This window comes from Paenibacillus fonticola DSM 21315, from assembly GCF_000381905.1.
GTDB lineage: Bacteria > Bacillota > Bacilli > Paenibacillales > Paenibacillaceae > Fontibacillus > Fontibacillus fonticola.
This window is the reverse complement of sequence record NZ_KB907262.1, coordinates 106,269-132,532: the sequence shown is the minus strand read 5'-3', so window position 1 is coordinate 132,532 and position 26,264 is coordinate 106,269. Positions and strand designations below refer to the sequence as shown.

Annotated in this window: 27 protein-coding genes; 9 read left to right on the top strand and 18 right to left on the bottom strand. The window is 47.3% G+C overall.

Translation table 11 applies throughout. The features are described 5' to 3' along the window. Nucleotides 1-547: 547 nt before the first annotated feature. The 3 genes from G358_RS0118350 to G358_RS0118340 all read right to left on the bottom strand — a co-directional run bounded on the left by G358_RS0118350 (nucleotide 548) and on the right by G358_RS0118340 (nucleotide 2,650). A complete protein-coding gene (locus G358_RS0118350) occupies nucleotides 548-1,306 on the bottom strand; it encodes a MerR family transcriptional regulator (RefSeq protein ID WP_019638709.1) in 759 nt (252 codons plus the stop codon). Nucleotides 1,307-1,502: 196 nt separating this feature from the next. Then, nucleotides 1,503-2,057, bottom strand: a complete 555-nt coding sequence (locus tag G358_RS0118345; protein WP_019638708.1) for a methylated-DNA--[protein]-cysteine S-methyltransferase — start codon at nucleotides 2,055-2,057, stop codon at nucleotides 1,503-1,505. Beyond that, nucleotides 2,054-2,650, bottom strand: coding sequence for a bifunctional transcriptional activator/DNA repair enzyme AdaA (locus G358_RS0118340; protein WP_019638707.1), 597 nt, complete (start codon nucleotides 2,648-2,650; stop codon nucleotides 2,054-2,056). Before G358_RS0118340 ends, G358_RS0118345 begins: the two co-directional genes overlap by 4 nt. Before the next feature lie 131 nt (nucleotides 2,651-2,781). On the opposite strand from G358_RS0118340, the gene G358_RS0118335 reads away from it, so the two are divergent. Together G358_RS0118335 and G358_RS0118330 are read left to right on the top strand one after the other, a co-directional pair. Continuing rightward, nucleotides 2,782-3,693: a DNA-3-methyladenine glycosylase 2 gene (locus G358_RS0118335; RefSeq protein ID WP_019638706.1), complete on the top strand. Its 912-nt coding sequence runs from the start codon at nucleotides 2,782-2,784 to the stop codon at nucleotides 3,691-3,693. A gap of 65 nt (nucleotides 3,694-3,758) precedes the next feature. Next, nucleotides 3,759-4,568, top strand: coding sequence for a hypothetical protein (locus G358_RS0118330; protein WP_019638705.1), 810 nt, complete (start codon nucleotides 3,759-3,761; stop codon nucleotides 4,566-4,568). Between the two features lie 102 nt (nucleotides 4,569-4,670). Here the strand turns inward: G358_RS0118330 and G358_RS0118325 are convergent, their stop codons facing one another. The 6 genes from G358_RS0118325 to G358_RS0118300 form a co-directional block, all read right to left on the bottom strand. Continuing rightward, complete coding sequence (locus G358_RS0118325) at nucleotides 4,671-5,096, bottom strand: Rrf2 family transcriptional regulator (protein WP_019638704.1); 426 nt, start codon at nucleotides 5,094-5,096, stop codon at nucleotides 4,671-4,673. 99 nt (nucleotides 5,097-5,195) lie between these two features. Then, nucleotides 5,196-5,981 (bottom strand): TIGR00266 family protein, encoded by a 786-nt coding sequence (locus G358_RS0118320; protein WP_019638703.1) that lies wholly within the window; start codon nucleotides 5,979-5,981, stop codon nucleotides 5,196-5,198. 180 nt (nucleotides 5,982-6,161) lie between these two features. Continuing rightward, the gene (locus G358_RS0118315; protein ID WP_019638702.1) at nucleotides 6,162-7,298 is read right to left on the bottom strand and encodes a zinc-dependent alcohol dehydrogenase; all 1,137 of its coding nucleotides are present in this window, start codon (nucleotides 7,296-7,298) and stop codon (nucleotides 6,162-6,164) included. Nucleotides 7,299-7,440: 142 nt separating this feature from the next. Further along, a complete protein-coding gene (locus G358_RS0118310; RefSeq protein WP_019638701.1) occupies nucleotides 7,441-7,908 on the bottom strand; it encodes a hypothetical protein in 468 nt (155 codons plus the stop codon). A gap of 102 nt (nucleotides 7,909-8,010) precedes the next feature. Continuing rightward, entirely contained in the window at nucleotides 8,011-9,234 is a 1,224-nt protein-coding gene (locus G358_RS30430; RefSeq protein ID WP_019638700.1) for an AI-2E family transporter, read from the bottom strand. Between the two features lie 60 nt (nucleotides 9,235-9,294). Next, nucleotides 9,295-9,564, bottom strand: a complete 270-nt coding sequence (locus tag G358_RS0118300; RefSeq protein WP_019638699.1) for a hypothetical protein — start codon at nucleotides 9,562-9,564, stop codon at nucleotides 9,295-9,297. 166 nt (nucleotides 9,565-9,730) lie between these two features. On the opposite strand from G358_RS0118300, the gene G358_RS0118295 reads away from it, so the two are divergent. Together G358_RS0118295 and G358_RS0118290 are read left to right on the top strand one after the other, a co-directional pair. Next, on the top strand, nucleotides 9,731-11,086 hold the full coding sequence (locus G358_RS0118295) for a TrkH family potassium uptake protein (RefSeq protein WP_019638698.1): 1,356 nt from the start codon (nucleotides 9,731-9,733) through the stop codon (nucleotides 11,084-11,086). Nucleotides 11,087-11,161: 75 nt separating this feature from the next. Continuing rightward, the gene (locus G358_RS0118290) at nucleotides 11,162-12,394 is read left to right on the top strand and encodes an aminopeptidase (RefSeq protein ID WP_019638697.1); all 1,233 of its coding nucleotides are present in this window, start codon (nucleotides 11,162-11,164) and stop codon (nucleotides 12,392-12,394) included. Nucleotides 12,395-12,477: 83 nt separating this feature from the next. On the opposite strand, the gene G358_RS0118285 is transcribed toward G358_RS0118290, so the two are convergent. Continuing rightward, nucleotides 12,478-12,678 (bottom strand): hypothetical protein, encoded by a 201-nt coding sequence (locus G358_RS0118285; RefSeq protein ID WP_019638696.1) that lies wholly within the window; start codon nucleotides 12,676-12,678, stop codon nucleotides 12,478-12,480. A 47-nt stretch (nucleotides 12,679-12,725) separates the two neighbouring features. Beyond that, nucleotides 12,726-13,916, bottom strand: coding sequence for an MFS transporter (locus tag G358_RS0118280; protein WP_019638695.1), 1,191 nt, complete (start codon nucleotides 13,914-13,916; stop codon nucleotides 12,726-12,728). A gap of 239 nt (nucleotides 13,917-14,155) precedes the next feature. Here G358_RS0118280 and G358_RS0118275 point away from each other — a divergent pair, with 239 nt between their 5' ends. Together G358_RS0118275 and G358_RS0118270 are read left to right on the top strand one after the other, a co-directional pair. Next, the gene (locus G358_RS0118275; protein WP_019638694.1) at nucleotides 14,156-14,770 is read left to right on the top strand and encodes an RNA polymerase sigma factor; all 615 of its coding nucleotides are present in this window, start codon (nucleotides 14,156-14,158) and stop codon (nucleotides 14,768-14,770) included. Beyond that, nucleotides 14,724-15,572 carry a DUF4367 domain-containing protein gene (locus G358_RS0118270; protein ID WP_157274415.1) on the top strand — a complete coding sequence of 283 codons (849 nt, stop codon included), beginning with the start codon at nucleotides 14,724-14,726 and terminating at the stop codon, nucleotides 15,570-15,572. The genes G358_RS0118275 and G358_RS0118270 overlap by 47 nt, the downstream gene beginning before the upstream one ends. A 36-nt stretch (nucleotides 15,573-15,608) precedes the next feature. Here G358_RS0118270 and G358_RS0118265 read toward each other — a convergent pair whose 3' ends face one another. The 3 genes from G358_RS0118265 to G358_RS0118255 form a co-directional block, all read right to left on the bottom strand. Further along, nucleotides 15,609-16,892: a hemolysin family protein gene (locus tag G358_RS0118265; protein ID WP_205621548.1), complete on the bottom strand. Its 1,284-nt coding sequence runs from the start codon at nucleotides 16,890-16,892 to the stop codon at nucleotides 15,609-15,611. Nucleotides 16,893-17,250: 358 nt separating this feature from the next. After that, entirely contained in the window at nucleotides 17,251-17,754 is a 504-nt protein-coding gene (gerQ, locus tag G358_RS0118260) for a spore coat protein GerQ (RefSeq protein WP_019638691.1), read from the bottom strand. A gap of 49 nt (nucleotides 17,755-17,803) precedes the next feature. Then, nucleotides 17,804-18,226 carry a cell wall hydrolase gene (locus G358_RS0118255; RefSeq protein ID WP_019638690.1) on the bottom strand — a complete coding sequence of 141 codons (423 nt, stop codon included), beginning with the start codon at nucleotides 18,224-18,226 and terminating at the stop codon, nucleotides 17,804-17,806. A 287-nt stretch (nucleotides 18,227-18,513) separates the two neighbouring features. Between G358_RS0118255 and G358_RS0118250 the strand changes: the two genes are divergently transcribed. Next, a complete protein-coding gene (locus tag G358_RS0118250; RefSeq protein ID WP_019638689.1) occupies nucleotides 18,514-19,842 on the top strand; it encodes an FAD-dependent oxidoreductase in 1,329 nt (442 codons plus the stop codon). 66 nt (nucleotides 19,843-19,908) lie between these two features. Here G358_RS0118250 and G358_RS0118245 read toward each other — a convergent pair whose 3' ends face one another. From G358_RS0118245 to G358_RS31825, 4 genes are all read right to left on the bottom strand, one after another. Beyond that, on the bottom strand, nucleotides 19,909-20,328 hold the full coding sequence (locus G358_RS0118245; protein ID WP_019638688.1) for a DUF2500 domain-containing protein: 420 nt from the start codon (nucleotides 20,326-20,328) through the stop codon (nucleotides 19,909-19,911). Nucleotides 20,329-20,568: 240 nt separating this feature from the next. Then, complete coding sequence (locus G358_RS0118240) at nucleotides 20,569-20,751, bottom strand: hypothetical protein (protein WP_019638687.1); 183 nt, start codon at nucleotides 20,749-20,751, stop codon at nucleotides 20,569-20,571. Between the two features lie 245 nt (nucleotides 20,752-20,996). Continuing rightward, nucleotides 20,997-22,265 carry a WD40/YVTN/BNR-like repeat-containing protein gene (locus G358_RS0118235; RefSeq protein WP_019638686.1) on the bottom strand — a complete coding sequence of 423 codons (1,269 nt, stop codon included), beginning with the start codon at nucleotides 22,263-22,265 and terminating at the stop codon, nucleotides 20,997-20,999. 80 nt (nucleotides 22,266-22,345) lie between these two features. Further along, entirely contained in the window at nucleotides 22,346-23,335 is a 990-nt protein-coding gene (locus tag G358_RS31825) for a polysaccharide deacetylase family protein (protein WP_019638685.1), read from the bottom strand. A gap of 330 nt (nucleotides 23,336-23,665) precedes the next feature. Here G358_RS31825 and G358_RS0118225 point away from each other — a divergent pair, with 330 nt between their 5' ends. Next, nucleotides 23,666-24,595 (top strand): L-lactate dehydrogenase, encoded by a 930-nt coding sequence (locus G358_RS0118225; protein ID WP_019638684.1) that lies wholly within the window; start codon nucleotides 23,666-23,668, stop codon nucleotides 24,593-24,595. Between the two features lie 454 nt (nucleotides 24,596-25,049). Beyond that, the gene (gene xerS / locus G358_RS0118215) at nucleotides 25,050-26,138 is read left to right on the top strand and encodes a tyrosine recombinase XerS (protein WP_019638682.1); all 1,089 of its coding nucleotides are present in this window, start codon (nucleotides 25,050-25,052) and stop codon (nucleotides 26,136-26,138) included. Nucleotides 26,139-26,264 lie beyond the last annotated feature (126 nt).

Here is a 26,264-nt window from a genome sequence, read left to right as displayed (position 1 = left end):
CCCGCAGGCCTCCCCAGATAAGAACGTCATCTTTCCGCCCGCGACCACTGGAGTCTACAGGACTAGCCCTTAGCGGCTTTGGATTTCGTTGTGAATTGGCAACTCATCCGACTAATCCTGCCTCAAATCCAGTTCGTGTACCTTGGCCCGTGCTTTTGCCTCTGGCTTCCTTCAGATTCCGCCTCGCGACGGACACCCTTGCCCTTGGCTAACGGTAGGCGCTCGCCAGCCCCCGTTCGGGACTCTCACCCTAGAGATGACGCCCATGCTGGGCGTACAATATAAAAAAGACTCTGCGCATGAAGCGCAGAGTCTTACAGTGGGAAGCGGTTGCTTCATTAACTATGCAATTTACTATGCAGCCATCCACTGGCTAGGGTGCCTTACCAGAGAATAATCGACGAAGTATCGATCTTCTCTTCCTTCTGAGAGAGTACATGGTGAATCAACTACCTTTCGGAATACACAGTATTCTGTCGTTCCGTCTGTTCATTGATTATGACCACTTCCCACTTATTCTTTATTACCCGTCCATCGTAGAATTGAATCAATTTCCCGTAAAAATAAGGATTGCATCGCGAAGAAACTCCGTCGTACCGGGCTGTTCTACGTCATAATAAGCGGTGAACCTCTCGTCGTCCACGTACATTTGCGCCAGCCCGGCATGGGCTTCTGGGCTGTATTCGTTCCAAGAATAGCACAGCCACTGCTTGTGCAGATCCGCCGCCCGCTGAGCGATTTCGCTTGTCGGGTCGCCGGTCTTATAGGCTTCGGCCAACGTCCGCTTAAGCTCCTCCTCTAATCGCGTCATATTTTCATATTGCTCTTCCGTCATCCCGCGCAATTTCATGTTGGACTGGTCAACCTTTTTATCCCCGTATTTTTCACGGATTTCCCTGCCGTATTTCTGCTCGTTTTCGTTGATCAATCCCTGTTTGAATCCTTCAAATTTCTCTTTATCCGTCATGCTTATTCTCCCTTCATGCATAGCAATCGTCTTATCCACATTTCCGATAAGGACATCCAATTGCTTTCTTCTGTCAAGGAGCTGCTCCCGGTGCTGCTTTAGCGCCAAAACACTGTTGAAACCGGGCGAAGTTACGATCGCTTTGATCTGCTCCAGCGAAATGCCCAGCTCGCGATAGAACAAAATTTGCTGCAGCAGGTCTACCTCGGCTTGGCCGTATATCCGGTAACCGGACGAGTTGATTCTAGCCGGCTTAAGAATGTCAATCTCGTCATAGTAGCGAAGCGTTCTAGTGCTTACTCCGGCTAGCCGGGCCAACTTCTGCACGGTATATTCCATGGAATCACCTCCTGACAATTTCACTGTACACCTTGACGTAACGAGAAGGTCAACACTTTTATTTAAAATATATAAAAGACCTGCGAATGACAACAAATGCATGTCATTCGCAGGCTGTAATAGGCTAATACTGCGTATTTCAGGATTGGCTTATATTGCCGGATGAAAAGCAAAGCCTCGTTCGCTCCAAAAAATTTCAAAAGGCCTCATGAATAACTTTTTCCTTCTTTCCGTAATCCTGTTCCAACTCCATTAATCGCGCCTTCATGTCCAGTCCGCCGCGATATCCGGTAAGTGCTCCATTTTTGCCTATGACGCGGTGGCACGGAATGATGATCAATAGTGGATTTGCCCCGATCGCCGCCCCAACGGCGCGTACGGCGGACGGTTTAGAGATTTTGAAGGCTATGTCCGAATAAGATTCCGTGCGGCCATAAGGTATTTCGACGAGCGCTTGCCACACCTCGCGCTGGAATGCGGTTCCGGGTGCATCCATTGGGAGGTTGAAGCACTCAAGCTGCCCCCGCAAATATCGGTTTAATTGCTCAGAATAGGGACGGATTCTTGCTTCGTCCTCAACCAAAGGGCTGCCGGGGAATCTCCGGTTCGCCCAAGCCAATAGCTCTGCAAACGGCTGGCCATGGGAGCCGACATAACACAGTCCCCGGGTTGTAGCGGCAAGATGAATGCTCCAACGATCCATCTGCAGTAATGACCAATACAATGGGGATTCCGTTGACGTTTTCGTCATAATGGGCCTCCTGATCTATTACCGCTTTCGCGGTATTCTGCCGGGGTCTGCCCCGTCACTTTTTTAAAAAGGGTGATAAAATAAGAGGTGCTGCCGATGCCGACTGTCTCGGCGATTTCAGATATTGATTTGTCGGTTGTACGCAAATACTTTGCGGCCATGTTCAATCTTTTCTGCTGCAGGTATAAGGCTGGCGTCATCCCTCTAATTCGCTTAAATGTGCGATGCAGATGATAAGGGCTGCCATGGCACATTTCGGCCAACGTATCCAGTGTGAGCTTCTCCCGATAATGGGCATCCATGTACCCCGCAATCTGCTCCGCCCATTCATCGTCCGGAAGCCGGCCATGAGCAGGCTTGCATCTTTTGCAGGGGCGAAAATTCGCGGATAAAGCTTCTTCTGCATTAGCGAATATGCGGATATGCTCCCTCTTCGGCGGCCGGGATTTGCAGGAAGGCCGGCAGAAAATCCCTGTCGATTGCACGGCGTAAATAAATTGGTTGTCGTAAGACGCTTTATTCCCTACGATCGCTTGCCATAACTCATCGGTTAACGGTCGACCTTGTTTCCTCATAGCTTGCTTCGCCTCCATAAACAAGTATAACTCCAGATTCTCCAATTTGAACGTATATCCGGATGTAAAAGCAAGATATCGAAACTATTAAACCAACTTTCATGTTACAACTAAAATGAGCTCTAATCAGCCGGAATGGAGGAATATATATGGTAGCAAGTACAGAGATGAACTTGATCGTACCCGTACCCGAGCCATTTAGCTTTACGCAAAATTTGGCTTACTTATTGAGGTCACCCAATGAATGTTTATATCAGATCCGGGACGAGCGGATTTGCAGAGCAATAACGATCGGGCAGCATACGCCGATCATTGAGATTAGCGATAATGGGGACAATACCCTGAAAATTTCTATTAAAGGCAGCGCTGCTCCAATCAGCCAATGGCTGCAATCAGAAATCATGAAATATGTCAGAGAATGGTTCGACTTGGACCGCGATCTACTTCCCTTTTATGAGATGGCTAGGAAGGATCGGTTGCTGAAGCAAGCGGTCTCTTCCTTCCATGGACTGCGGATGATCGGTATTCCTGAATTATTCGAAGCGGTAAGCTGGGGAATTCTTGGACAGCAAATCAGCCTGAGTTATGCATATACGTTGAAAAGTCGGCTTGTCGAGCGCTTTGGCAAACAAATAACCTATGAAGGAGTACAATATTGGCTCTTCCCTTCCGCAGAGGATATAGCCGCGTTAACGGTCGAAGATTTAAGCGAGCTGCGAATGACCGTCAAGAAATGCGAGTATCTTATCGGTGTGGCTCAGCTTATCGCCGAAGGGGAATTGACGAAAGACAAACTGCTGAGAGCCGGCAGTCTGAAGGAAGCGGAACAGATGCTTGTTTCCATTCGCGGCATCGGGCCGTGGACCGCGAATTATGTGTTAATGCGCTGTCTGCGGATGCCCTCGGCCTTTCCGATCGATGATGTTGGACTGCATAATGCAATTAAGCATTTAACGGGCAGCGATCGCAAACCGGAGAGGCAAGAAATCCGCAGATTATCCGCAGCGTGGACAAATTGGGAAGCGCATGCGACGTTCTACTTATGGAGATTCCTGTACTAGCCATGCCGCAATTCTGATCAAAACGTGATAAAATAGCGTTGAATAAATAATAAAGGCGGGAAAACATGGTGCATTCGTTTATGATCGAACCGGATACGTATACGTCCTTCACGGACGAGGCGGAGCTTATGGAGATGTGCAAGGAATGGAGCCTGCTATCCGATAAGGCGACGAAGATGAAAACTTTTTATTATAAAGGCCACGGATTAAATGAGGCTTGCCGCATCATTGGCTACATTGACCCGATTACGGCTGTAATTCAGCTGGAGAACAACCAGAAGCACTGCATTCACCCATCTTACCTGAAAGAAATGCAGGCTGCCAACTACGAAGTGAAAGCCGCAGAGCCGGCTGAAGCAGCTGGCAGCCCCCTGCCATCCGCTGCCGTCGCTGAGCCTAAAGCACCTAAAGCGAATAAAGCTGCTGAAATATCAGAAGCAACTGAGACGACTGAAGATGCTAATGCGGCTGAGGCGATTGAAGCACCTAATGCTGCTAAAGCGGCTGAGGCGGCTGAGGTTGCAGAGCCGGCAGCTGCACCGAAGGCTAAGGCCAAGAAAGCGAAAAAAGCCAAGCTGGAGCTTCCGGAGGGCAAAGTGAAGCTGATAGCGACCGTTAAGGAGTTTACTACCGTGCCTAACCATTTCTCCGATAACGATGATGAGGTGATCATTTACGAAAACGTTGCGGCAAGCGAACCCGAGCTCGAAATTGGCGATGCCTGGTCCAGCCATAGCGCGACCATCAAAAAGCTCGAGCTGGAGATCGGCGACACGATCACTTTCGAAGCGAAAATCGTTGCGAAAAAGCTGACGAGGCATCCTGTGCCGTACAAGCTCAACAATGCCGCAAAAATACAAAAGCAAGAAGGCTGAAACCAGCTTACGCTACTAAAAAAGTCGATTCCGCTACGATGCAGGGAATCGACTTTTGACTTCGAGCCAAGGCAACTCGGCGTTATATATACTTGCCCGCTGCTACTCTTTCCTAGATAGACTGCGCACGATATCCTCCAGCGTTTCGTTGGCTAACGTGTTCTCCATCGCTTTTTGCGCTTCTGAAAATATAGGCTCAATCGTCGCTTGAATGTTTCGTCCAACAGGGCAATTCGCATTCGTCTTCTCATGCATTGCGAACAACCCGTTCTCTTCTACGGCATGAACAGCACGATATATATCGAGCAGATTAATTTCGGCTGCTGTCCGGGCCAGCTTTGCCCCGGCGACACCAGGCCTCACCTCAACGAGACCGGCCCTGCTAAGCATGCCCGTAATACGCCGGATCACGACAGGATTAGTATTTACGCTATCAGAAATGTAGTCTGAAGTGTTGACACCCTCCCTGTTCATTTCTAACACAGTCAATATGTGAATCGCGACGGCGAACCTTGAGCTGATCGTCATAGATATCCCTCCCGCCTATTCTGTAACAAGTGTAGTTACACGAGAGCCGGATTGTCAATAGACTGCTATTGACCGCTATTGACTACCTTCGATATCCGCTCATTTGCCGTCAAATAAATTGCCGAGCCCTCCGAGGATGCTGCCTTCATCCTTTCGCCCGGTATACCGTGCCGCCGAGAGCACGCGATCCGCCATCCGGCTGAAAGGCAAGGATTGAACCCATACTTTGCCCGGTCCGCGAAGTGTAGCAAAGAACAGGCCTTCGCCGCCGAATAGGGCCGACTTAACCCCCTTAACGAATTCGATGTTATAGTCGACCCCGGCCGTCATCGCGACCAGGCAGCCCGTATCGAGGCGCAGCACTTCTCCCGGGGCCAGGTTCTTTTCCAGGACGAGTCCTCCGGAATGGACAAAGGCGAGCCCGTCTCCCTCAATTTTTTGCATAATAAATCCTTCGCCGCCGAAGAAGCCCGTGCCGAGACGGCGCTGGAATTCAATGCCTACAGACACGCCTTTGGCGGCGCACAGGAACGAATCCTTCTGGCAGATTATTCTGCCGCCCAGCATCTGCAGATCCAGCGGAATGATTTTGCCTGGATAAGGGGAAGCGAACGTCACGCTTTGTCTGTTGTATCCCATATTTGTAAATATAGTCATGAACAAGCCTTCACCGGTGAGGAGCCGTTTTCCAGCGCCCATCAGCTTGCCCATGATGCCTCCCTCCACTTGGCTTCCGTCGCCAAAAACCGTCTCCATCCGGATGTCCTGATCCATCATCATGAAACTGCCAGCTTCCGCGACTACACTTTCCCCTTGATCCAGTTGGATCTCAACGCATTGCATTTCGCTTCCTAAAATTTCATAATCAATTTCATGGGCGTTCATACGCAGACCTCCTATAATCGACATAATAATTGTTATGTAAACTAAACGAAACTAAATCCAAAATTGCATAAACTTCCTTTTTCATTATACACCGCATCCCCCCGTCGTTTCACTAAAAAAAACGCCTGATCCGTAAGGAACAGGCGGTGCATTAATGATGATGTGATCCGAGCAGAACCTTTAAGGCTTCAAAATAACCTTAATGCAATCTTCTTCTTTTTTGCTAAACACTTCGTACCCGCGTTCTCCTTCCGATAGCGGCAGCCGGTGTGTAATGATATCCGTCGGATCGAATTTTCCGCTGCGTACTTGCTCATAAAGCTCGGGAATAAGGTGAATCACCGGAGCCTGTCCAGGTCTGACGGTGATGTTCCGCTCGAATAAGTCCCCAAAGGGGAACAGATTATATTTTAAGCCATACACGCCTGTAACCTGTATCGTACCGAACTTGCGCACAACTTTCGTGGCGAAATTGAATGCGCTCAGAGAACCGCCCTGCAGCATCAACGCCGTTTCGACCATCTCTGCCACGGACTTTTTCGCATCCAGTCCAACGCAATCTATTACAACGTCAGCTCCGCCGCGGGTAATTTCCTTTAAATGCCCTTCCAGGTTCGGGATTTTCTCGAAATTGAATACTTCTACCTGGTTGGTACGCCTGGCATGCTCGAGCCGATAATCCAGATGATCCACCGCGATTACCCGTTTGGCGCCGAACTGCCAGGCGAATTTTTGCGTCAATAGCCCTACCGGCCCGCAGCCAAGAATAATGACGGTATCGCCGGACTTGACCCCGCCGTTTATGACGCTCCAATATGCCGTTGGTATTATATCCGACAGGAACAAGATTTTCTCGTCTTCCAGTTCATCCTGTTCAGGCACGACAAAAGGCATGAAATTGCCATAAGGTACCCGCATCAATTCCGCCTGTCCTCCCGCATAATCCCCATTACGCGAGGAGTATCCGAAGTAGCCGCCCGTATCCCTGTTTTCATTGGACGAATCGCACTGGCTCTCCATTTGATTTTTGCAGAAAAAGCATTCCCCGCAGGATACCGTAAAAGGAATAATGACGCGATCCCCGCGTTTGACCCTCGTGACATCCGGCCCTACTTCCTCCACTATCCCCATCGGCTCGTGGCCAATTACGTAGTCATCATACATCCCCGGAACTTCGCCGTTATAAATATGCAGGTCTGAACCGCAAATTGCCGTTGAGGTAATTCGCACAAGCACGTCATCCTTCTTCTCCAGCTTGGCGTTGGAGACTTCTTTGACCTTAACGTTCCGTTTTCCCTGATAGGTGATTGCCTTCAAGCCAGCAGCCCCTTTCCTTGAGCAGTTTTTTGTTTTCTTATTATTACCTAACAGGAGCGCTATTATGGCAAAAATAAAAAGGCACCCATCTCTCCGTGAAGGTAAGATGGATGCCCCGTGGAATCGCATTCAATGAAAGTGGCTACTCGTATACTAGAATATCCCGCATCTGCTTGGCCAATTCAATGTAGGGCCCTTCTGACAAAATGTTAAAAGCCAAATGGGTTGCACGCATGCACAGCAGCTTATTGCCCGGATTAAGGCCGAACTGCTGCCATGTTTGGAGCGGTAAAGTAATATAGCGTTCCTGATTCAGAGCCGCCCAGCAAAATACCCGTTCCTTAAAGCTGATCGTTTTGCCTTCAGAGACGGAGTAATTTTGCAGTTCAGGCAAACTGCTAAAAATCGAGGCAAGCGGTGAATTAGGAATTAAATCCTTGCAAACGACGCTAAATCCTCTGCTCGTATTGCGGCCGGTCATTATAATGATGTTGGAATTCAGCTTAATATTGTATTCCTGCAGGGCTTGATCCGGCAGGTAAAAAGATCCGTCAGGAAGTATTGTACTCCATGCGTAGAAGTACTTCCCGCCTTTGGCGGTGACTGCCATACTTATCATCCCCCCGAGAATTATTGTTAGCCTGTTGTTTAATCATCTCGCAATAGACAGGGATGGAGATATGACTTTGATCACCTTAAAGTTGAAATGAGCTTAGGGAAGCACATCCTCCGATGCAGTTGCAGCAGCATTTCCTGCTGTCGTCTCCGCATTCCCATCGTCATCGCCGGGCTCTTGTTTGCTGGCGATGTAGACTTGATAAGCGCGGACAACGATGATTTTAGCTGCCATATAAACGGGAATTGCTAATATCATCCCCAGAATGCCGGCAAAATCGCCTGCAATTAATAACAGGACAATCGTCGTGAGCGGATGGATGTTGATCGTCTTCCCATAAATATAGGGAGAGATCAAATTCCCCTCGATTTGTTGCGATACAACGACGATAACAATGACCCAAACAACCATCGAGGTCGATTCCGTAAAGGCGACGATGACGCACGGAATAGCTCCCAGAAACGGGCCGAAATAAGGGATGAAATTGAACAAAGCCCCAACGATGGCCAGCAGCAGCGGATAAGGCAGCCCGATCAGCCAGAAGCCGAGAAAACCCATAATCGCCAGCAGGACGGCACTGATCATGCGCCCGGCGATAAAGCCTTTCAGTCCGCCATCAATTTCATGGATAACCTGTTGTCCATCACGGCGAAAGCGTTTGGGAAGCATGCGCGTCAATGCGGGTGCAACGCGGTCATCCTGCTTAAGCATGTAATACAGCAAAATCGGCACCGTTCCTACGACGATGAAGAAGTCGTTCAAAAAGGTCACCACGTGAGAGATAGATTTCGTTGCAGCTTCAATGACTGAATTAATGAATTCTGTAATTTTGTCGGAAATTTGCACATTTTCCTCGTTGAACATCGAGAATAGCCTCGATTCGCGCAGTTCGTTAAACTGGGCCTGCAATTCCCGGATTAGGAGCGGGACGTTGCCGACAAACTCCGTGACCTGCCTTTGCAAGGGAGGCCAGACAACGATGAAGAATATCGTAACGACCCCGGCGAACAACACATATATCGTAAGAATCGACAGCATCCGATTCCAGCGCCGCCGTTCCAAAAATTGAACGATCGGGCGAAGCAAATAGTATAGAAATCCCGACAGCATTACCGGAACGATTAATATGTTTACCAGCGTCACTACCGGCACAAAAATAAAACTCACTTTGGACAATAGCAGTATAATAGTCAGCACCATGATGATACCAAGACTAATTTGATAAAATGGCTTTTGCAGCAAGCGATCCTCCTCCTTCTCAATGACCAATTTATGGTCGCCGCCATCCAAGCATGCCCCGGATTCGCACCGTGCGCTCAAGGTAATGGATCCCCTACTCTATCCCCAAATCCGCACCGTGCGCTCAGGGCAATGGATCCCCTACTCTATCGCCAGCGTATCCCAGGCCGCATCCAGCAGTTGGTCAAACCAGGCATCATCCTCCTCGATCCGTGCGTCAACGAGAAGAAATTGCTCCTCATTCCCCGGTTCATTCGCATAATGCAGACTGTAATCCCAATCCTCACCCTTTTTGCTATGGAACGCAATTTCGTAGTCTGCTTTGTGAGAAATGACCCGGAACACCGTTTTACCTATGTATCCGCCATCCTCTTGCCTATGCATTTCTGCTTTTATGATTTGCAGCTCCACTATGAACGACTCCCTTATTCTATAATTTTTGTTGCTCACAACTGTTTATTTGTTCGAAGTTGCACTATAATCGGTATACCTGTAAAAGTAGAAAGGTCTATTACTTTACCTATCGTATCATGTTTTTTGCCAATATCAAGAAGTCAATATTGAGGTGTAAATCAACGTGCCCACTGTTAAAAAAAGCCAATCCGCTATATCTCCTGCCAAAGTATTAACCTTTGGATTTATAGTTATAATTTTGATCGGGACCTTCCTCTTATCTTTAGGGCCGGCATCCGCAAACGGCGAAAACCTAAGCCTGGTCAATGCCTTCTTTATGGCTACTTCGGCGATTTGCGTGACAGGGCTTGTCGTCGTTGATCCCGGAACACAATTCACGCTATTTGGAGAGGTCACACTAATTGTACTTACCCAAATCGGCGGGCTTGGCTTTATGACTATGGGGACATTAATTGCTCTGGCCTTTAATCGCCGCATTTCACTGCGGGATCGCCTGGTGTTACAGGAAGCAATGAAGCATAATTCCCTGGAAGGCCTCGTATCCCTCATCCGCCAGGTTGCTTTATATTCGCTGGTCATTGAATCAGTCGGTGCACTGCTGCTGGCGGCCAGATGGTCTTTCGACATGCCGCTGCAGGATGCGATTTATTATGGCATTTTTCACAGTATTTCGATTTTTAATAATGCAGGATTTGATTTGTTCGGCTCCATCCACGGACCATTCAGCGGCTTTTCGGCGTATGTCAGCGATCCGTTCGTTAATATCGTCGTAATCGTATTGATCATTCTCGGGGGGATCGGCTTTATCGTTATGGCGGATTTGCTTTCCTACCGGACGACCCGGAGGTTGACGCTGCATTCCAAAGTCGTCCTGACTGTATCAGCCATACTCATTGTCGCAGGCTCGTTCCTTATTTTTATTATGGAGGTTTTCAAATCTCCTGCTTTTCAAGAGTTGTCTCTGATCGATCAGATTTTTGCGTCCGTCTTCCATTCCGTCAGCGCCAGATCCGGCGGGGTCTCCACTTTAAGTGTGTCCGAAATGCAGCAGTCTACTCAGTTTCTGCTCATCCTGCTCATGTTCATCGGTGCGGCTCCAGGTTCTACGGGCGGCGGAATTAAAGTGACGATGTTCGCTATCCTCATCGGAGCCATGTATACGATGCTAAGGGGGAAGGAGGATATTGTGTTTTTCCGCAAACGGCTCTCCAAAGAATCCATCCTGCGGGCGATTACGCAAACCTGGCTCGCTCTGTTTCTCGTCATCTTTACGGCGATGATTTTATCGGCGTTGGAGGATCGGGCATTCCTTGCCTTATTGTTCGAGACCACCTCCGCCTTTGCCACCTCTGGACTTAGTCTGGACGTAACGACCCAGCTAACGGAGATCAGCAAGGTGGTGCTTAGCCTGGTGATGTTTCTGGGCAGAATCGGGCCCTTAACGCTGGCATATGCGTTAGCGCCTAAATCCCGCAAAGAGCTGTTTCGTTACCCGGAGGGCGATTTTATTATCGGTTAAAAACTTGGATACACTTTAACTTTAGTAGTAAAATAAACAATAACTGAATTTTCACCACGTATTGGAGGAGTTTCCATGACAGACTTTGAATACAAACTGCAGAAATATGCGGAACTGGCCGTAAAAATCGGCGTCCAAATTCAGAAAGGCCAAAATTTAATCATCAATGCTGCGCTGGATTCAGCTGAACTGGTTCGCCTTATTGTTAAGGAAGCATACAACGAAGGAGCCCGCTTTGTAAAAGTAAACTGGAGCGACGATACGGTAACCCGTTTGCGCTATGACATGGCCGCTGACGAATCCTTTCTCGATGACCCGAAATGGTATGCCGGGGAAATGCTGGAGTACATTGAGAATGGCGCAGCTGTACTGCATGTCATTTCAGCCGATCCAGATTTGCTTAACGGTGTTTCTCCCGAGCGTCTAACCAATCACCAAAAGACCTATTCCAAAGCGATGACCAAATATCGCGAGTATCAGATGGCCAATTACTTCACCTGGTCGATTGTCGCTGCTCCTTCTCCGGCTTGGGCAGCTAAAGTATTTCCCCATTTGCCGGCAGATCAGCAGGTAGACGCCTTATGGGAGGCAATATTCCGCACCGTGCGCATCGATCAGCCGGACCCGATTGCCGCTTGGAGGCAGCATATCGATCAGCTTAGCCAGAAGGCGGACTATTTGAACAGCAAGAAGTTCTCGAAGCTGCATTATGTCGCCCCTGGAACGAATTTAACGATCGAGCTGCCGGAAGGCCATCTATGGGTTGCGGCGGAAAGCGAGAACGGTAAGGGCGTACCCTTCCTGGCCAATTTGCCAACGGAAGAAGTGTTCACCGTTCCAAAGAAAACAGGGGTCAACGGTACCGTCACCAGTACGAAGCCGCTCAGCTATAACGGGAATATCATTAATGATTTCTCCCTTACCTTTGAGAACGGTAAAATTATCGGCTATAAAGCCGAGGTAGGTGAAGCCACCTTGCAGCGGCTGGTCGAAATGGATGATGGCGCGAAATATTTAGGCGAAGTGGCCCTGGTGCCTCACGACTCGCCGATTTCACAGTCCGGACTTCTGTTCTACAATACGTTGTTCGATGAGAATGCCTCCAATCACCTGGCGATCGGCGCAGGGTATGCTTTTACGATCGAGGGCGGGGCCGGCATGTCTAAGGAGCAGATGGAAGCGGCCGGCATAAACCAAAGCACCATTCACGTGGATTTTATGATCGGCTCGGCGGAAATGGATATTTACGGCGTTTCAGCTGACGGACAGCAGGTGCAAATTTTCAACAAGGGCAGCTGGGCGATTTAGTTTGATTTGCAGAAAAAGCAAGAGCCAAGCCAGCGTTTTTCATAACGCTGACTTGGCTCTTGTTTATTTCCCCGCTTAAGGCATCAGTCGAGAACCATCGCCACCAAAACGGAAATAACAATAATCGAGGCGGCATACATCACAGTAAGTCCAACCATATTCCGCTTCGTACGCTTGTCATAATTCGGGTTGCCCGTTCTGTTCTGACGAGATGTTCCCACCAGGAGAGTTCCGACAGCGGCGATGATTACAGTGACAATAATGATGATATACATCCAGCTCATGACCTATTCCCCCTCTTCACCTTTCTCTCATGATTATGGCAAATGTATCAAACTTCGGCAATACGCTTCGAACGAAAACGTTGAATCACGATGGCTGCAATGCTAAGCAGCAGAAGTAAGGCAACGAAGCCGGACAACATCCAGGCCGACGTGTCAGCCCCGGCGATATCCATGCTTTTCCCCATCGCGAGCGGGAGTAATGCACCTCCGGTTCCTCCAGCAGCAATCAGAATGCTCGGCGTAGATTCCTCAGCCCCCGGCAGCAGCTTGCTTGCGAATACAAGCGCGATAGAGAACAGGCCTGACATGAACAATCCGAAGAGCAAAATAAGGACAAACATGAAAGATAGCTTGCCTGTAATAGAAAATAACGAGATCAGCACGAGACTGGCGGCACAGCTCCACAGCACATATCGGCTGTACGAGATGCGCTCGGCAATGATACCGGCGAACACGCGCCCGACCGTCATGGCAATCCAGAATAGAGTCACGCTAAAGGCCGCCGTCGATTTGTCGGTCCCCAGCTTTTCAATGAGCAGAGACGGCAGAAAGTTAACGAAGCTCATCTCCGTTCCGACGTACAGGAAGAAAAAAAATGTAAATACGGCGAGCAGCAGACCGCGAATTCCTTGATACTGTGCCAGCAGCGCCCCTTTCTTCTCCTGCTTCGCTTCCTTGGCGTTCAGCAGTTCGTTTAATTCTCCGAAATCGCTCTTCAACCAAGCCAACAGCATCATCAAGGCAGATAAAGCGATGAACAGAAAGGAGAAGCGCCACATCTCCGTGCGGATAAGCCAGCCGGCAATAAGCGGCATAACGAGCGCGCCTATTCCGAAGAACACTTCCAATTTGCTCATTTCCACGGCCGTCCCTTCCTTGACCGCTACGATAATCAGCGTACCGATGACCGCTTCAATCATGCCGAAGCCAAATCCGGCGACTGTGCCGACCACATACATCCATTCCCAAGGAGGCAGCAGCGTATAGATTGTTTCCGCGACACAGAGCATTCCCGTCGCAATGATGAGGCCCGTTCTTTTTCCAAAGTTGGATATGAGTAAAGGAGAGACCAGCACCCCTACTAAGAAGCCGGCAAATTGAGCAAAGATAAGGCTTCCTCCTGCTGTGTACTCCTTACCGTAATATTCAAGCAGGTTAGGCATAATCGAGCCGACAACGACATGCGCCAATCCGATTAATAAATAAGCCCAGCACCCCATCCAAATTAAGCGTTTCATAATTAAATCATAAGCTCCTCTCCTGATGTTCGTCTATATGTAATTTATAGCTCCAGCTACTCCATTGTAGTTTAAACTTACGATGGCGTCACCTCCCATTGCGAAAGACTAGAAACACTTTCAAATAAGTGTAACATTGTATCTTTAGGTAAAAGATTCCTCTTCGGGCAAAAATCATGTAGAATGCTTAATAGATACTATTGAAATACCGTTATATGGAATTTAGAGAGGAGATAGTCATGCCGGAACGCCTGAAGTGGTTGCTCGTCGCTGATTTTTACGACTTGGCCGAGAACGTTCAGGAAAAAATCTACTACGGTTTCTATGATCTAGTCTATGGAGCTGTCTATTACATCGTTAAAGATCATCAAACCAGTGAAGATATTATCCAAGAAGCTTTTCTGAAAGTGGTATATAATAAGCCTGCTTTTGAAAGTGAAGCTGGAATGAAATCCTGGCTCAAAGTCGTTACACGGAACACCGCAATCAATTATTTAAGAAAAAATAAAAAACACCGTAACCATTTAGATGCGGATAGTGTTTTTATACATATAGATCCGTTTATTCCTCATACCGGCTCAGTGGAGCATACAGTGGAAACGAAATTGATGGAAGAAGCAATTTTGGCATACTTGAAAAAGCTGAAGCCTGAATACCGCTTACTGATTGAATACCGCTGGAAGCTTGGCCTCAGCTACAAGGAAATCGCAGAAAGGCTCGATATTAGTGAAAATGTAGTAAGGCAGCGTCTGCACCGTACCCGTGAAGGAATCAAAAAAATGCTCTTAAAAGACTGGGGTGGCCATATTGAAGCGAAGCAGTCCCCGCAATCCCGTGTATCCGGCGGAGCTTAACACTCTTATTGACGAAGCATTTGTCCAAGCAGCAAAGGAGCTGCCTCCTTATTCCGATCAGTTCAAGAGGCCGTCCTGGAGCAAAATGCAGCCTAAGCTGATAAAGCAAGCGAGGCGCCGCAAAGTCAGGAACCTGTTACGCCGTTATGGAGTGATTGCTGTCATTGCCTTCGTTTTGCTAAGCGCGGTATTGCTTACACCGCCTATCGGAACACAAGCGTTCTCCCCTATTTATCAAGAGCTGAGAAGCTGGGGCAACGGAATGAGCCAAATTGTATTCGGCAACGGACGCCAAGGGGAAGAAACGGTAGTCGCAGCAGGTTCGCTTGACGATAGCAAGGCGGATCCTATGGGGACGTCGTGCCCAAAAGTATTTCCTATGTCGGTGAAAATGCAGCTTAAGGACATTTCGAGCCGTCTCCCTTTTAAGCTTCCCAAAATGACCTATTTGCCTCACGGGTTTAGCTTCCATTCAGCTGAATTAATCCCATCGTCGAGCTTAACGTCCTTATCCGATGAGAACATTACAGCTGACGGGGTATATTTATTGTTTGAGACGGACAGCGGGAAGCAATTAACCCTCACGTATAAAATATTAGAAAAGAATGAAATGATCCGGATGCCGTACGAAGAACATATCGAGGCTATAAAATTGGATAATGGCACCATTGCCTATTACACGCCGGACTCGATCGCACAGATCACTTTTTTGATCGGCGATGTCTACTTTATGGCAGCTGGACAATTAGATAAATCGGAGTTACTGCAAATTGCCAATGGATTAAAGAAAAGAAGCCGCTAAAAAGGGTGCCCTGATTAGGGCACCCTCGTGTATATGCTATGCGCCTGTTCCTTCCAATGGCACTAACTCCTGTTGGATGAGCTTTACGCGCGAAATTCTCTTGTTGTCGGTTTGTTCTACCATATAAATGCAGCCTTCATATTCCACGCTTTGCCCGACCTGGGGCGGCAATACTTGAATTCTCGAATATAGCCATCCACCGATCGTATCATAGTCATCGGAATCAAGCTCAAAGCCGAAACGATCATTCACTGCTTCGATCAGTATAAGCCCATCGATGGAATAAGCTTTCTCTCCTACCTGCTCAATGCCGGGGCGCTCTTCATCGAATTCGTCCTGGATTTCCCCGACGATTTCCTCCACGATATCTTCCAGGGTAACAAGTCCGGAAGTTCCCCCATACTCATCTATCAATATCGCAATTTGCGTTTTATTGCGCTGCATCCGCTTCATTAGATCGCTAATTGGGGTTGATTCAGGCACCGCCATAATCGGACGAAGCAAATCCAAATAGTTCGCTGAATTGGATCGTATCAAATCTTTAACATGAATAAAGCCGATAACGTGATCCTTATCATTCGCGCAAACAGGATAACGTGTGCGTGTACCTTCAAGCGCGATTTCCAAATTTTCATGCAATGTATTCTGGGTGTACAGACAAATCATTTCTGTCCGGGGGATCATAATTTCGCGCGCTGTCGTATCTGCAAATTCAAAAATATTGTCCATCAGTGACATTTCGGTACTATCGATCAAACCGCTCTCGCTGCTCTCCTTCATCATCACCCTGATTTCTTCTTCGGTGTGGGCTGTATCATATTGCTCCTTCAACGGTTCGATGCCGAATATCCGCAGCAGACCGGATGACAAGCTGTTCAGCAGCCAAATTAAAGGATACATGATTTTGAAGAACACTTGCATTGGGCGGGCGGATAACAGCGTTACTTTCTCCGCATTGCGGACGGCGACCGTCTTGGGCGCTAATTCCCCTAGAACAATATGCAGCACGGCGATGAGCAGAAAAGCAGTAGTCAGCGAGATGGCGTAAGCCCCTCGATCCCCTATTCCTGTAAGCTGAAAAAGCGGATTCAGCAAACGCGCCACCACTGGCTCACCGAGCCATCCAAGCCCAAGAGAGCAAAGCGTAATGCCTAATTGGCAAGCGGATAAATAGCCATCCAGCCGGCTCATTAATCCTTTAGCCCTTACGGCGCCCTTCTTTCCCTCTTCAATCAAGGCATCGATACGGCCTGCGCGAACTTTCACAATCGCAAATTCAGCCGACACGAAAAAACCGTTCAGCAGAACTAAAACAATCATAAGTCCTACATGGTAAATACTCGGTAAAGGGTCAGTCAATACGTTTCCTATTCCCGCTTGCCTAGCGGAGAACAGGTGCACCTCCTTCGCGGTATGAATTAATTTTGACTGCACAGGTTCATGACCTTTTACATCTAATTATATTATTATACACTACACAGTCAAACGCCGCGGTATGACTGCAGACAAGAGTGCAGCGCTAATTTATTTGCTTTTGCGCTTAAATAGGATGCGGGTTCAGCCATGGATACGTTTTACTTTGTTTTCCTATCGAATTTAAGTATTTAAACAAGATTTCTTGACAAAAGAAACAAGACTGCCTGGAAGAGAGGCAGCCTGGTCAGGGGCATTTTTATAATTATCTTGCGGATTGAGGATTTCCGATCGTTCCCGGATACGTATACACAAGCGGCTCGTCAAAAGTTGCGTAGTCAAAATTCACCATAAGCAAAATCGTCCGCATGCCAGTCGCCGGGTCGCTAATAATAATGTGGTCCCGTCCAGCGGCTTCGAGAACGCCTTTAAATACTTTAGCGTTCCACTCCGAGTTGTTCTCATAGGTCATATAGAAGGTTCCTACTTTGCCCAAATTCAAACGCAAAATGTTCTCGATGTACGACTGCTCAAATTGGGGAATCGCAGTTGGCACAACCGTGCCTGTCATTGTCATCGGGCTGCCGCTAGGCACCTGCGGCGGATAAACAGTTCCTCCTTGCACCTGATATTGCGATGGATAAGTACTTCCTCCGGCATGTGTCCCGGCATGTGTCCCGGTATGTGTCCCGATATGTGCGCCGGTATGTGCGCCGGCATGACCGCTGCCGATCGTATAGGTAACCGGCCGGTATGTTGGATTATACATGAATAAAGCCTCCTCTAATGTTTATTCAAAAAAAGGGAAATCTCCCCCGTCAATATACACTTGGACAATCTTCAAACGACGGACTGAAGAAGCAGTGCGATTTGAATCTTCCCGTGTTTTGCTGATTGTACCATGTCCCCGGACAGCCTCCAGCCGGCCGGAAAAACCATAAGGCATTGCTGGCAGGCCACACACGTTCCCCATTGACGACACGTTGAGCCAGGCGTATGTCCGAATTCCGCGCTCTTTGATAAAAATATCCTTTCTGTGTCGCTTCAAATCCTCCCGGGGATTGGAAAACCATGCGATTCATATCGCGGATATCTCTAAAATCCAGGCAATTGCCAAGAATCCGGTTGACGCCTACATTTCCTACCATCAGCATCCCCTGCTCGCCTTCACCCTCGGCCTCTGCCCGCATAAGACGTGCCAGCAATCTAACATCCCCGGAGTTTGCTTTGATGACAGCCAACTGGCCTTCCTCCTTTAATCTCTTATGAACGATACATTCTATGTGCATATGCCTATAATTGTGCCAGTTTTTTTATTACTTCTGTTATGTCAATCTTATATTGCCAAGGTTCATGGTGAATACGATTACATTTTTGAACAAATCGTGTCTATTTCTATGGACGCGCTTACATGAATAGCATATACTAAGAGTGAATCCATGCTTCGGACAATACATTGACATCGGAGCAGAACTGTTGCGAGGAGCGCGGACGCTGCGCTTCACAAAACGAATGGGAGGTACGACTAATGAGGATCGCGATTGTTGGCGGTGGGCTTGCCGGGTTGACGGCCGCTGCTTATCTGTCTGACCGTCCGGGTGTACAGGGAACAGTGTTCGAGCGTAGCCCGCAGTTGGGTGGAAGAGCTTTTACTTATGAGAAATCTGGTTTTACGCTAAATTTTGGCGCACATGCAGTTTATGGAATTGACAGACACACTTTGCTGAATATGGAGAACGAACTAAAGCTCCGTTTTCATAGTAAGCAGGTTGACAAACGGAGTGTTGTATATGCTAAGCATGGTCAGCTCACTCCCGCTCCACTCGATTTCGTAAATATTATGAAAACCGGCGTATTGACCACGATGGAGAAATTCAGGTTCGTGGCCGAAATTGCCGCAGTGATTACAAATATTCACCACTTGAAGAACTACCCGACATTAGGTGAATACTTGAATCAATCGAACGCCTCACCTGACGTAAAGGAACTGTGGGAGCATTTAGTCAGCTCCAATTTTTTCATTACACCGGAAGAAGCAAGGAAGGTGTCCGGCGAAGTCATCGCCGAGTACTATCACAATTTGTTCCTTTCGCAGAAACCAGTGAACTACATTCTGGGCAGTTGGTCGACGATCACGAATCAGCTGGCAGATAAAATTTCTCGCAATGAAGACTGGGAAATTGCCGTCAAAGAGCCTGTGGAATCGATATCTATGGAGAATGACAAATTCATCTTGAATACGAAAACACGCGAATCATTAGTATTTGACCAGGTGATCTTTGCCATGCCGGTACAGCAAATCGTCAAGCTCCTGGAGACATCACCGTGGAGCTCGGCTCTGGAGCCTTACAAGAACAATACATCAACCGAAGTTCTTGTATACGATGTCGGTTTCTCCAAAGTCGTCAATCGCCCATTCCACTATATCAGCGATATGAACAACAAGCTGTTTATCAGTGACGTGTCGGCTACAGACCATACTGTTGTTCCCGACGGCGGGCAGCTGCTGCAAGGGATTGCTTATTTGAACGATGACTTTGCAGACGAAAATGAAAAGAAACAATACCTGGAAAGCAAAACGTTGCAAATGGAAGCGCTATTTGATGCGTATTATCCAGATTGGCGCGAACATACTGTAGTGAAGCGCGTCTCGAAGAAAGCGATGGTGGCAAGCGTCAAAAATATCCAATCGAATAAACTGCTGCCTGTCCAGCTTGCTGGGACTCCCTTCTTCTTCTGTGGCGATGGCTGCGAGGGCAAGGGCGAATTAGCAGAACGTGCTTTTTCCAGTGGGCGCAAGGTCGCGCAGACGATTCTGGCCAATACATCGCAGACGAGAGAACTATCTTATTCTTAATATAGACAAAGAGCTGTCCCAATCGGACAGCTCTTTCTATGTTATGCGGAACGAATGGGTCCAGCTTTAACAATTTCTTCGAAACCTATGGTCCGCTCCGTCACCGCTCAAATAGGACTTGCCCAAACGCTCAAACCCCAAATAGCGATTCCCTTTGAAGGACAGTTTACCCTGATCTCCTTCCGCGCATTGCCCATACTCAGAGCCGCTCACCGAAAATTCCAGGCGGTCTCCGCTTTCTACTTCAAACGTAATATAGTATTTACTATCCGATTGGCTCACAGAGCTGTCGATATTATGACGATGGGATACTTCTGTACGTTTGCCGACGATCACTGTTGGAACGATAAGCACCGGCTGCCTGGAGTTGGATAGGTGCTGCAGCACGCCCCGGCCTACTGAAATTAAAATGATCCCTAGGATGATAACGAAGAAAATGGGAAGCGCCGTATTCATAATTCCGAACATTTCCACCCATGCTTGCATTTTTCTTCTCCCTCCTATTCACGCCAGCAGTTGAACCGTTGTCACCTGTCCCCTCTTCATGTTTATGTATATGCGATGTACTGGGAATCTTGTCAAGCTGAGATTGTTAAATTAGTCGCCTTGTCCTATTTTGAATTCATTTGGAATACCAAACGTCTGCCCCTTCGGTAAAAAAATAAAATGACCTTCGGTTCTATATTCTGAACCGAAGGTCAATCGCAAACGATAAAGGATATGGAGTTAAGCATAGTATAACTGCAACAACTCGCGAGTTTCTTCTGCTCCGGCCTCTTCGGCTTCATACAGCCCATTCTCTGCCCAGCAGGCTTTGCACATCTCCTCTGTCGTGCACAAGTGAGCATCTTCACAAGTATAGCAAAATTGAAGCAGGTTGCGAGTTACCGTGTCTTGGTTTGTCTTCATTTCTATCACTCCTATTTGTAAGTTGGAATAACTGTTGCTCTTTATGAGTTAAATATATCACATACTTGATCTATACAATGTGATTATTTTCACATTATCATAAACATTCATAAGTTTATGTTCCAGTTGGGCGGCACTCCAGCATTTGCTGCTGAAAACGAAAAAGCCATTTTTTCAACGCCGTAAAGCAGGATACACGCTAGCCGCCTCAACATTAAAAAAATGACTTTTTGATTGATTGCATATTATAAAACTCGCCAGCTGATGCCCCCATCTACGGTTTGCAGCAGTAAAGAACGTTTCTGATTGCTCTGTGCTACAAGCAGCCAGCCTACCCGGGAGGTTGAGAACCTGAGCTTTACGATTTCAGGATATTCCTCAATAATTTTTGCAAGCACATCACTTTTCGGCAAAGCCGTCCAGCTGTTTCCTTGATCTGTCGTGTGATATACACTGGAGTTGTGTATGAACCATCCTTCTTTGCTGCTAGTAAAAGTAGGAGGAACTAGCTCGTTCAATCCACTCTGCCAGAAAGTGTCATAAGGTACTATTGTCCAAGTGCTTCCTTGATCGGCCGTGTAATAGCCGTTATATTTCGTCGCCTCTTCTTTGACGCAGCCGACCGGGATCCATCCGCCCGATGGCTCATTGGAGAAAAACTGCAATTCACCCGCCGTAAACTGATTACAGGATTTATACTTCTCGGTAGAGAAAAAACCGGTCACCTCTGACCAGCTGATTCCTCCATTGCTCGTCGCATAGAGCTTGGGAATCCCCGAAACAACCATACTCAAGTAACCGTTCATCGTATCGCGGAACATCATCGAAATATCGCTGCTCAGCACAGGAAAAGCATGGTCGAGATTCGCATCCGTACCGGATGGACTGCTCATAATTTTAGACCATGTGGCCCCGCCGTCCTCCGTTTGATAGAGCTTCTTCTCCTCTTTATCCGGATAACTGCTGGCTGTAAGAATCCAGCCATGGTCAACATCCGTAAAATAAATAGCGGCGATGCGGCTGGACCCTGGCAAAGAAGCGATTTTCCATGTCGCCCCCCCATCCCGTGTACGCAGCACAATAGCATCGCTAGTTCCGACCGGATTGCGGACAACCCAGCCATGGGATGGATCGATAAAGAAAATGTCTTTATTATATTTGGGATGATTGGGAAACTGAACCGATGCTGCTGGTGAAATACTTGTCCAGGTTTTTCCGCTGTTCTGCGTAAGATACAACCTGAGTTCACTGCGAGTGGAGCCCCAAGCGATCCCTGAACTTTCGCTAAAAAGATGGAAGTCAGTCAGCCGCGTCTGTATCTGGTATTGCTTCCCGTCCTCCTTGTTAGCCGATGTTTGCTCATTAAGCACTTCCGGGATTTCGATGGTAATCATCTGTCCTTCTTCAGGCTCCTCATCCGCCGGGCCCACCACCGCCTCCGGCGGCGTGGAGCAGGCGGTCAAAAACAAGCTTGCCGCAAGCAGAGCCCCTAACAATTTATAACTTAAACTCAACAATCAGCCACCTCACTAACCGGTTCAACCTGCCGATCCTATTATATCATACACAGTTCAAATAGATTAACAGTCTATAGCTACAAGCGAGAGTCGTTTGCAAAGTTAACAGAAAAATGCCGATCCGGCTTATATACGGCAAACGCATATCCTTTATTCGTCAAATAATCAATAATTTGCGGAAGGGCCTCAACCGTTTGTTTTTTCTCATGGAACAAAATAACTTCAACGTCGCGATGAACTTGCCGCTTAATTTCCTGCAGCACTTTATCCGGCTTGCCGGTGTGCTGCCAATCTTTAGAGTCAACGGTCCAGTCCCACATCTTAAATCCGGACTCGACGATATCGTCGCGAAATTTTTTGTTAATTTGCGGTTTACTGCCATAAGGTGCGCGAATGAGGCTAGGTGAGTGCCCTGTAATTTTCTCCACCATCTTCTGTTCCCGTTTAAATTCCTTGATAAAATATGCGGAGCTCCCGCTTTCGTACAAATTTTTCTTATTATGAGTCATACTGTGCAGCCCGATATAATTGCCGCTTCCCGAAGCGGCCTTAACCGAATCTTCGTATCCTTTAAGCTGGTTTCCGATCACGAAGAAGGTGGCATGAATGCTGTGCTGATTTAATATTTCAACGATTTTATCCGTATATGGGCCCGGACCGTCATCAAAAGTTAAATAGGCTACTTTAGGCGCAGATTTCGCCGCCTTATTTTCCGTAGCGCTTGGCGGCTCTTCACTATGAGCTGGCTTGTCCGCTTCTGGAGAGGCAGTGTTCGTCTCATTATGGCCGTTGTTGTCATTTTCTGAAGCTAATCCTTCTAATATGCGGCTGCTTTCGTTGAATCCAGCCAATTTGGGAGTGACGATCGAGGCTCCATTGCCTTGCGGAGCTGATACACTAAAATAAGAATTCATTGCTGCCCCTGACATAATTAATGCGGTACATGATAATACTATTGCTGAGAAAATAATTCGTTTTTTAAAACGTCCGCCCGATTTTTTTCGGGTTAGGTCCTGCCTGCTGCCTGTACTCGCATTTTCAAATTCCTTTTGCTCAATATTCGACATCTTTAGCCACCAGTTCCCTCTCTCTCTATGTATATTACTAGAATAATATAAAAGAAACATGACGTCCTTACAGAATGGTTACATCGATGGTTACAATGTTCTCATCTGCTAAAAGACTACATTTGCTAAATGTCCGTATTTGCAAAAATTTTCATCTACTAAAGTTCTCTTTATTCAAAATATTGTCGCCTGCACCCACGTTTCCTCAACTTAAATTACAAATATTCCAATTCTATTATTTCAAACTTTAATATTGTGCTTTAAATTTTAAGTGATTCATGTACAATGAAGAGGAGTTAATACATATGTGCGTAGGATGAAGGAGATGATATGTTGACGACACAATTAAGATCAAGCCGGGTTGTTATTATTGGAACGGGCGCTGTAGGAGCAACTACGGCCTATACATTATTGCTGCGGGAACGCGTATCCGAATTAGTGCTTATCGATGCGAATAAAGAAAGAGCCCTCGGAGAAGCGCTGGATATGAATCACGGCCTCCCTTTTACAGGCGGTGTCAAACTATGGGCCGGTGATTACAGCGATTGTAAAGATGCGGATATTATTATTATTGCAGCGGGGGCATCCCAAGCTCCAGGCGAGACTCGTATTGATCTTCTGAAACGCAATGCGGGAATTTTCGACAGTATTATCAAGAACATTGTCCAATACAACAATCACGGGATTATTCTTGTAGCTACGAACCCGGTTGATATTTTATCCTACGTGTCCTTGAAAATAAGCGGCTTCCCTTCCAACCGTGTTATCGGGTCGGGTACTTTGCTCGATAGCGCCCGTTTCCGGTATTTGATCGGGCAAAATAAAGGGATCAATCCGCGCAGTATTCATGCGCATATCATCGGAGAACACGGTGATACTGAAGTGCCGCTTTGGAGTCTGGCCAATGTCGCAGGAATCGGTTTGGAATTTTCGGGGGAAGATCAGGAGGCTATTTTTAACAGCACTAAAAATGCTGCCTATGAAATCATCAACGCCAAGGGAGCTACCTCCTACGCGATTGCCTTGGCCCTAGACCGGATCGTTACTTCTATCCTGCAGGATGAAGGCTCTGTGCTAAACGTATCTACCCTGCTTAACAATTACAATGGCGTATCAGACGTATACCTTGGTGTGCCGAGTATCGTTGATCGGACTGGTGTCCGGAATGTACTTGACTTGCAGCTGGAAAATGAAGAGCTGAAGAAATTCCAGCATTCCGCAGACAAACTCAAAAGCGAGATTGAAAAGCTTGGGCTGTAACTCCAACAAATTTCGGCTTTCGAGCGGTATGAACTGACAATTGCAATTAACGATCAAAGCCGGTTCTCCAATCTGATCAATGGGGCCGGCTTTTGTTCGCTAACGCCTCTAGCACACTATAAATTAATGACATTAACCATTATAATTAATATTATTAATTATAATGGAGGCGTGTCCTCGCCATCCGCTTTTTTTGTCCGTAAACCGTTTGCCTACAGCTTCGGATCCCGACATTTTGCTGTTCTCTTTTAACTTATCTCTTTCAACTTATGGTAGGTGCTAGATAGGCAGTTAGATTGGGTTTGTTAAAGATGTGACAAGATCCGTCAAAAATTGGTTTGTTATTATGAATTTTTCATATAGTGTGTTTTTCGAATTTATACAAGTTCGGTCTTATCGCTGCTGTTTATGTTACAATAATGGCATAACCGTATTAATTCGGAGGTACCGCAGGATGAATGTCCAAAAAACGATCGACCGAAAAAAGTTAGATGAAAAAGTAGTGCACATGCCCTGGTTCGTACAGCAATTTATCGATTATAAGCTGCCCGATCTGTCGCCTTCCACGCTTTTGGAATACGTGCGGGATTATGAAGCTTTTTTTGGCTGGCTCCGGGCTGAAGGCTTGTCGGCGGCTGAAACGAATACGCAAATTTCATTGCTGGATCTGGAAACGCTGCGGATGGAAAATGTCGTTGGATTCAGGCTGCACTTAACGACCCGCGTCGATGGCACAAACTCCAGAGTTACGGTGTCGCGCAAAATGTCCTCCCTTCGTTCGCTATTCCACTATTTGAGCCAAATTGCCGAGGACGAAGACTTCTACCCGCTGCTCAAGCGCAATATTATGGCCAAGGTAGAAATCAAGCGTATCCATAAACCGAAGGACACCGCTGCGAAGCTGAAGGGGAAACTGCTGGAGGATGACGAGCTGCTGGAGTTCATCGGCTATATCCGCGAAGGCTATGCCGCTGATGTTCATAACAACAAACAGGCGTTATATGCCCATGAGCTTAACAAAGAAAGAGATGCCTGTATCGCCAGCCTCATTTTGAATTCCGGGCTTCGCGTCTCTGAGGTCGTAAATCTCAATGTCGATGATCTGGATTTGGCCAACAAAATCATTTATGTATTTCGCAAAGGGAATAATGATGAAACATTCAAAACACCGGTCTACTTCCGTGAACAGTCCAAAGATGAGCTGGTTGAATATTTGCAGCTGCGTCAGAGCCGGTACAATACGCCTAAACGGGAAAAGGGGCTGTTCGTCGCTGTTCCCAACGGCCAAAAGGAAGGCAAGCGCATGACCAAACGGGCCATCCAGGCGATGATCATTAAATATGCTAAACGGTTCGGCAAGCCGTATTTAACCGTTCATAAGCTGCGGCATTCGTTTGCGACCGACTATTATTTGCAAAATGATATTTATAAGACGAAAGAGCAGCTCGGTCACGCTTCTACCGAAACGACGGAAGTCTATGCCCATCTAACCGACAAGACGATGTCTGAAGCTATCGAACGGCGGCTGGATGACAATCTATAACTAGACTATCCGTTACTCAACAATCTATAACTTAACAATCCGCAGCTATAAGTGAGAAATGAACCGCGAGCCGCCATGGATTACCGTTTGTCATAAAAGAAACGACTGAAATGACAAACGGTTCCC

Excerpts from the sequence above, each read along its gene's own strand:
- G358_RS0118350 (WP_019638709.1), bottom strand. The coding sequence starts at position 1,306 with ATGGAATATACCGTGCAGAAGTTGGCCCGGCTAGCCGGAGTAAGCACT.
- G358_RS0118345 (WP_019638708.1), bottom strand. The coding sequence starts at position 2,057 with ATGACGAAAACGTCAACGGAATCCCCATTGTATTGGTCATTACTGCAG.
- G358_RS0118340 (WP_019638707.1), bottom strand. The coding sequence starts at position 2,650 with ATGGAGGCGAAGCAAGCTATGAGGAAACAAGGTCGACCGTTAACCGAT.
- G358_RS0118335 (WP_019638706.1), top strand. The coding sequence starts at position 2,782 with ATGGTAGCAAGTACAGAGATGAACTTGATCGTACCCGTACCCGAGCCA.
- G358_RS0118330 (WP_019638705.1), top strand. The coding sequence starts at position 3,759 with ATGGTGCATTCGTTTATGATCGAACCGGATACGTATACGTCCTTCACG.
- G358_RS0118325 (WP_019638704.1), bottom strand. The coding sequence starts at position 5,096 with ATGACGATCAGCTCAAGGTTCGCCGTCGCGATTCACATATTGACTGTG.
- G358_RS0118320 (WP_019638703.1), bottom strand. The coding sequence starts at position 5,981 with ATGAACGCCCATGAAATTGATTATGAAATTTTAGGAAGCGAAATGCAA.
- G358_RS0118310 (WP_019638701.1), bottom strand. The coding sequence starts at position 7,908 with ATGGCAGTCACCGCCAAAGGCGGGAAGTACTTCTACGCATGGAGTACA.
- G358_RS0118290 (WP_019638697.1), top strand. The coding sequence starts at position 11,162 with ATGACAGACTTTGAATACAAACTGCAGAAATATGCGGAACTGGCCGTA.
- G358_RS0118285 (WP_019638696.1), bottom strand. The coding sequence starts at position 12,678 with ATGAGCTGGATGTATATCATCATTATTGTCACTGTAATCATCGCCGCT.
- G358_RS0118280 (WP_019638695.1), bottom strand. The coding sequence starts at position 13,916 with ATGAAACGCTTAATTTGGATGGGGTGCTGGGCTTATTTATTAATCGGA.
- G358_RS0118275 (WP_019638694.1), top strand. The coding sequence starts at position 14,156 with ATGCCGGAACGCCTGAAGTGGTTGCTCGTCGCTGATTTTTACGACTTG.
- G358_RS0118265 (WP_205621548.1), bottom strand. The coding sequence starts at position 16,892 with ATGATTGTTTTAGTTCTGCTGAACGGTTTTTTCGTGTCGGCTGAATTT.
- gerQ (WP_019638691.1), bottom strand. The coding sequence starts at position 17,754 with ATGTATAATCCAACATACCGGCCGGTTACCTATACGATCGGCAGCGGT.
- G358_RS0118250 (WP_019638689.1), top strand. The coding sequence starts at position 18,514 with ATGAGGATCGCGATTGTTGGCGGTGGGCTTGCCGGGTTGACGGCCGCT.
- G358_RS0118245 (WP_019638688.1), bottom strand. The coding sequence starts at position 20,328 with ATGCAAGCATGGGTGGAAATGTTCGGAATTATGAATACGGCGCTTCCC.
- G358_RS0118240 (WP_019638687.1), bottom strand. The coding sequence starts at position 20,751 with ATGAAGACAAACCAAGACACGGTAACTCGCAACCTGCTTCAATTTTGC.
- G358_RS31825 (WP_019638685.1), bottom strand. The coding sequence starts at position 23,335 with ATGTCGAATATTGAGCAAAAGGAATTTGAAAATGCGAGTACAGGCAGC.
- G358_RS0118225 (WP_019638684.1), top strand. The coding sequence starts at position 23,666 with ATGTTGACGACACAATTAAGATCAAGCCGGGTTGTTATTATTGGAACG.
- xerS (WP_019638682.1), top strand. The coding sequence starts at position 25,050 with ATGAATGTCCAAAAAACGATCGACCGAAAAAAGTTAGATGAAAAAGTA.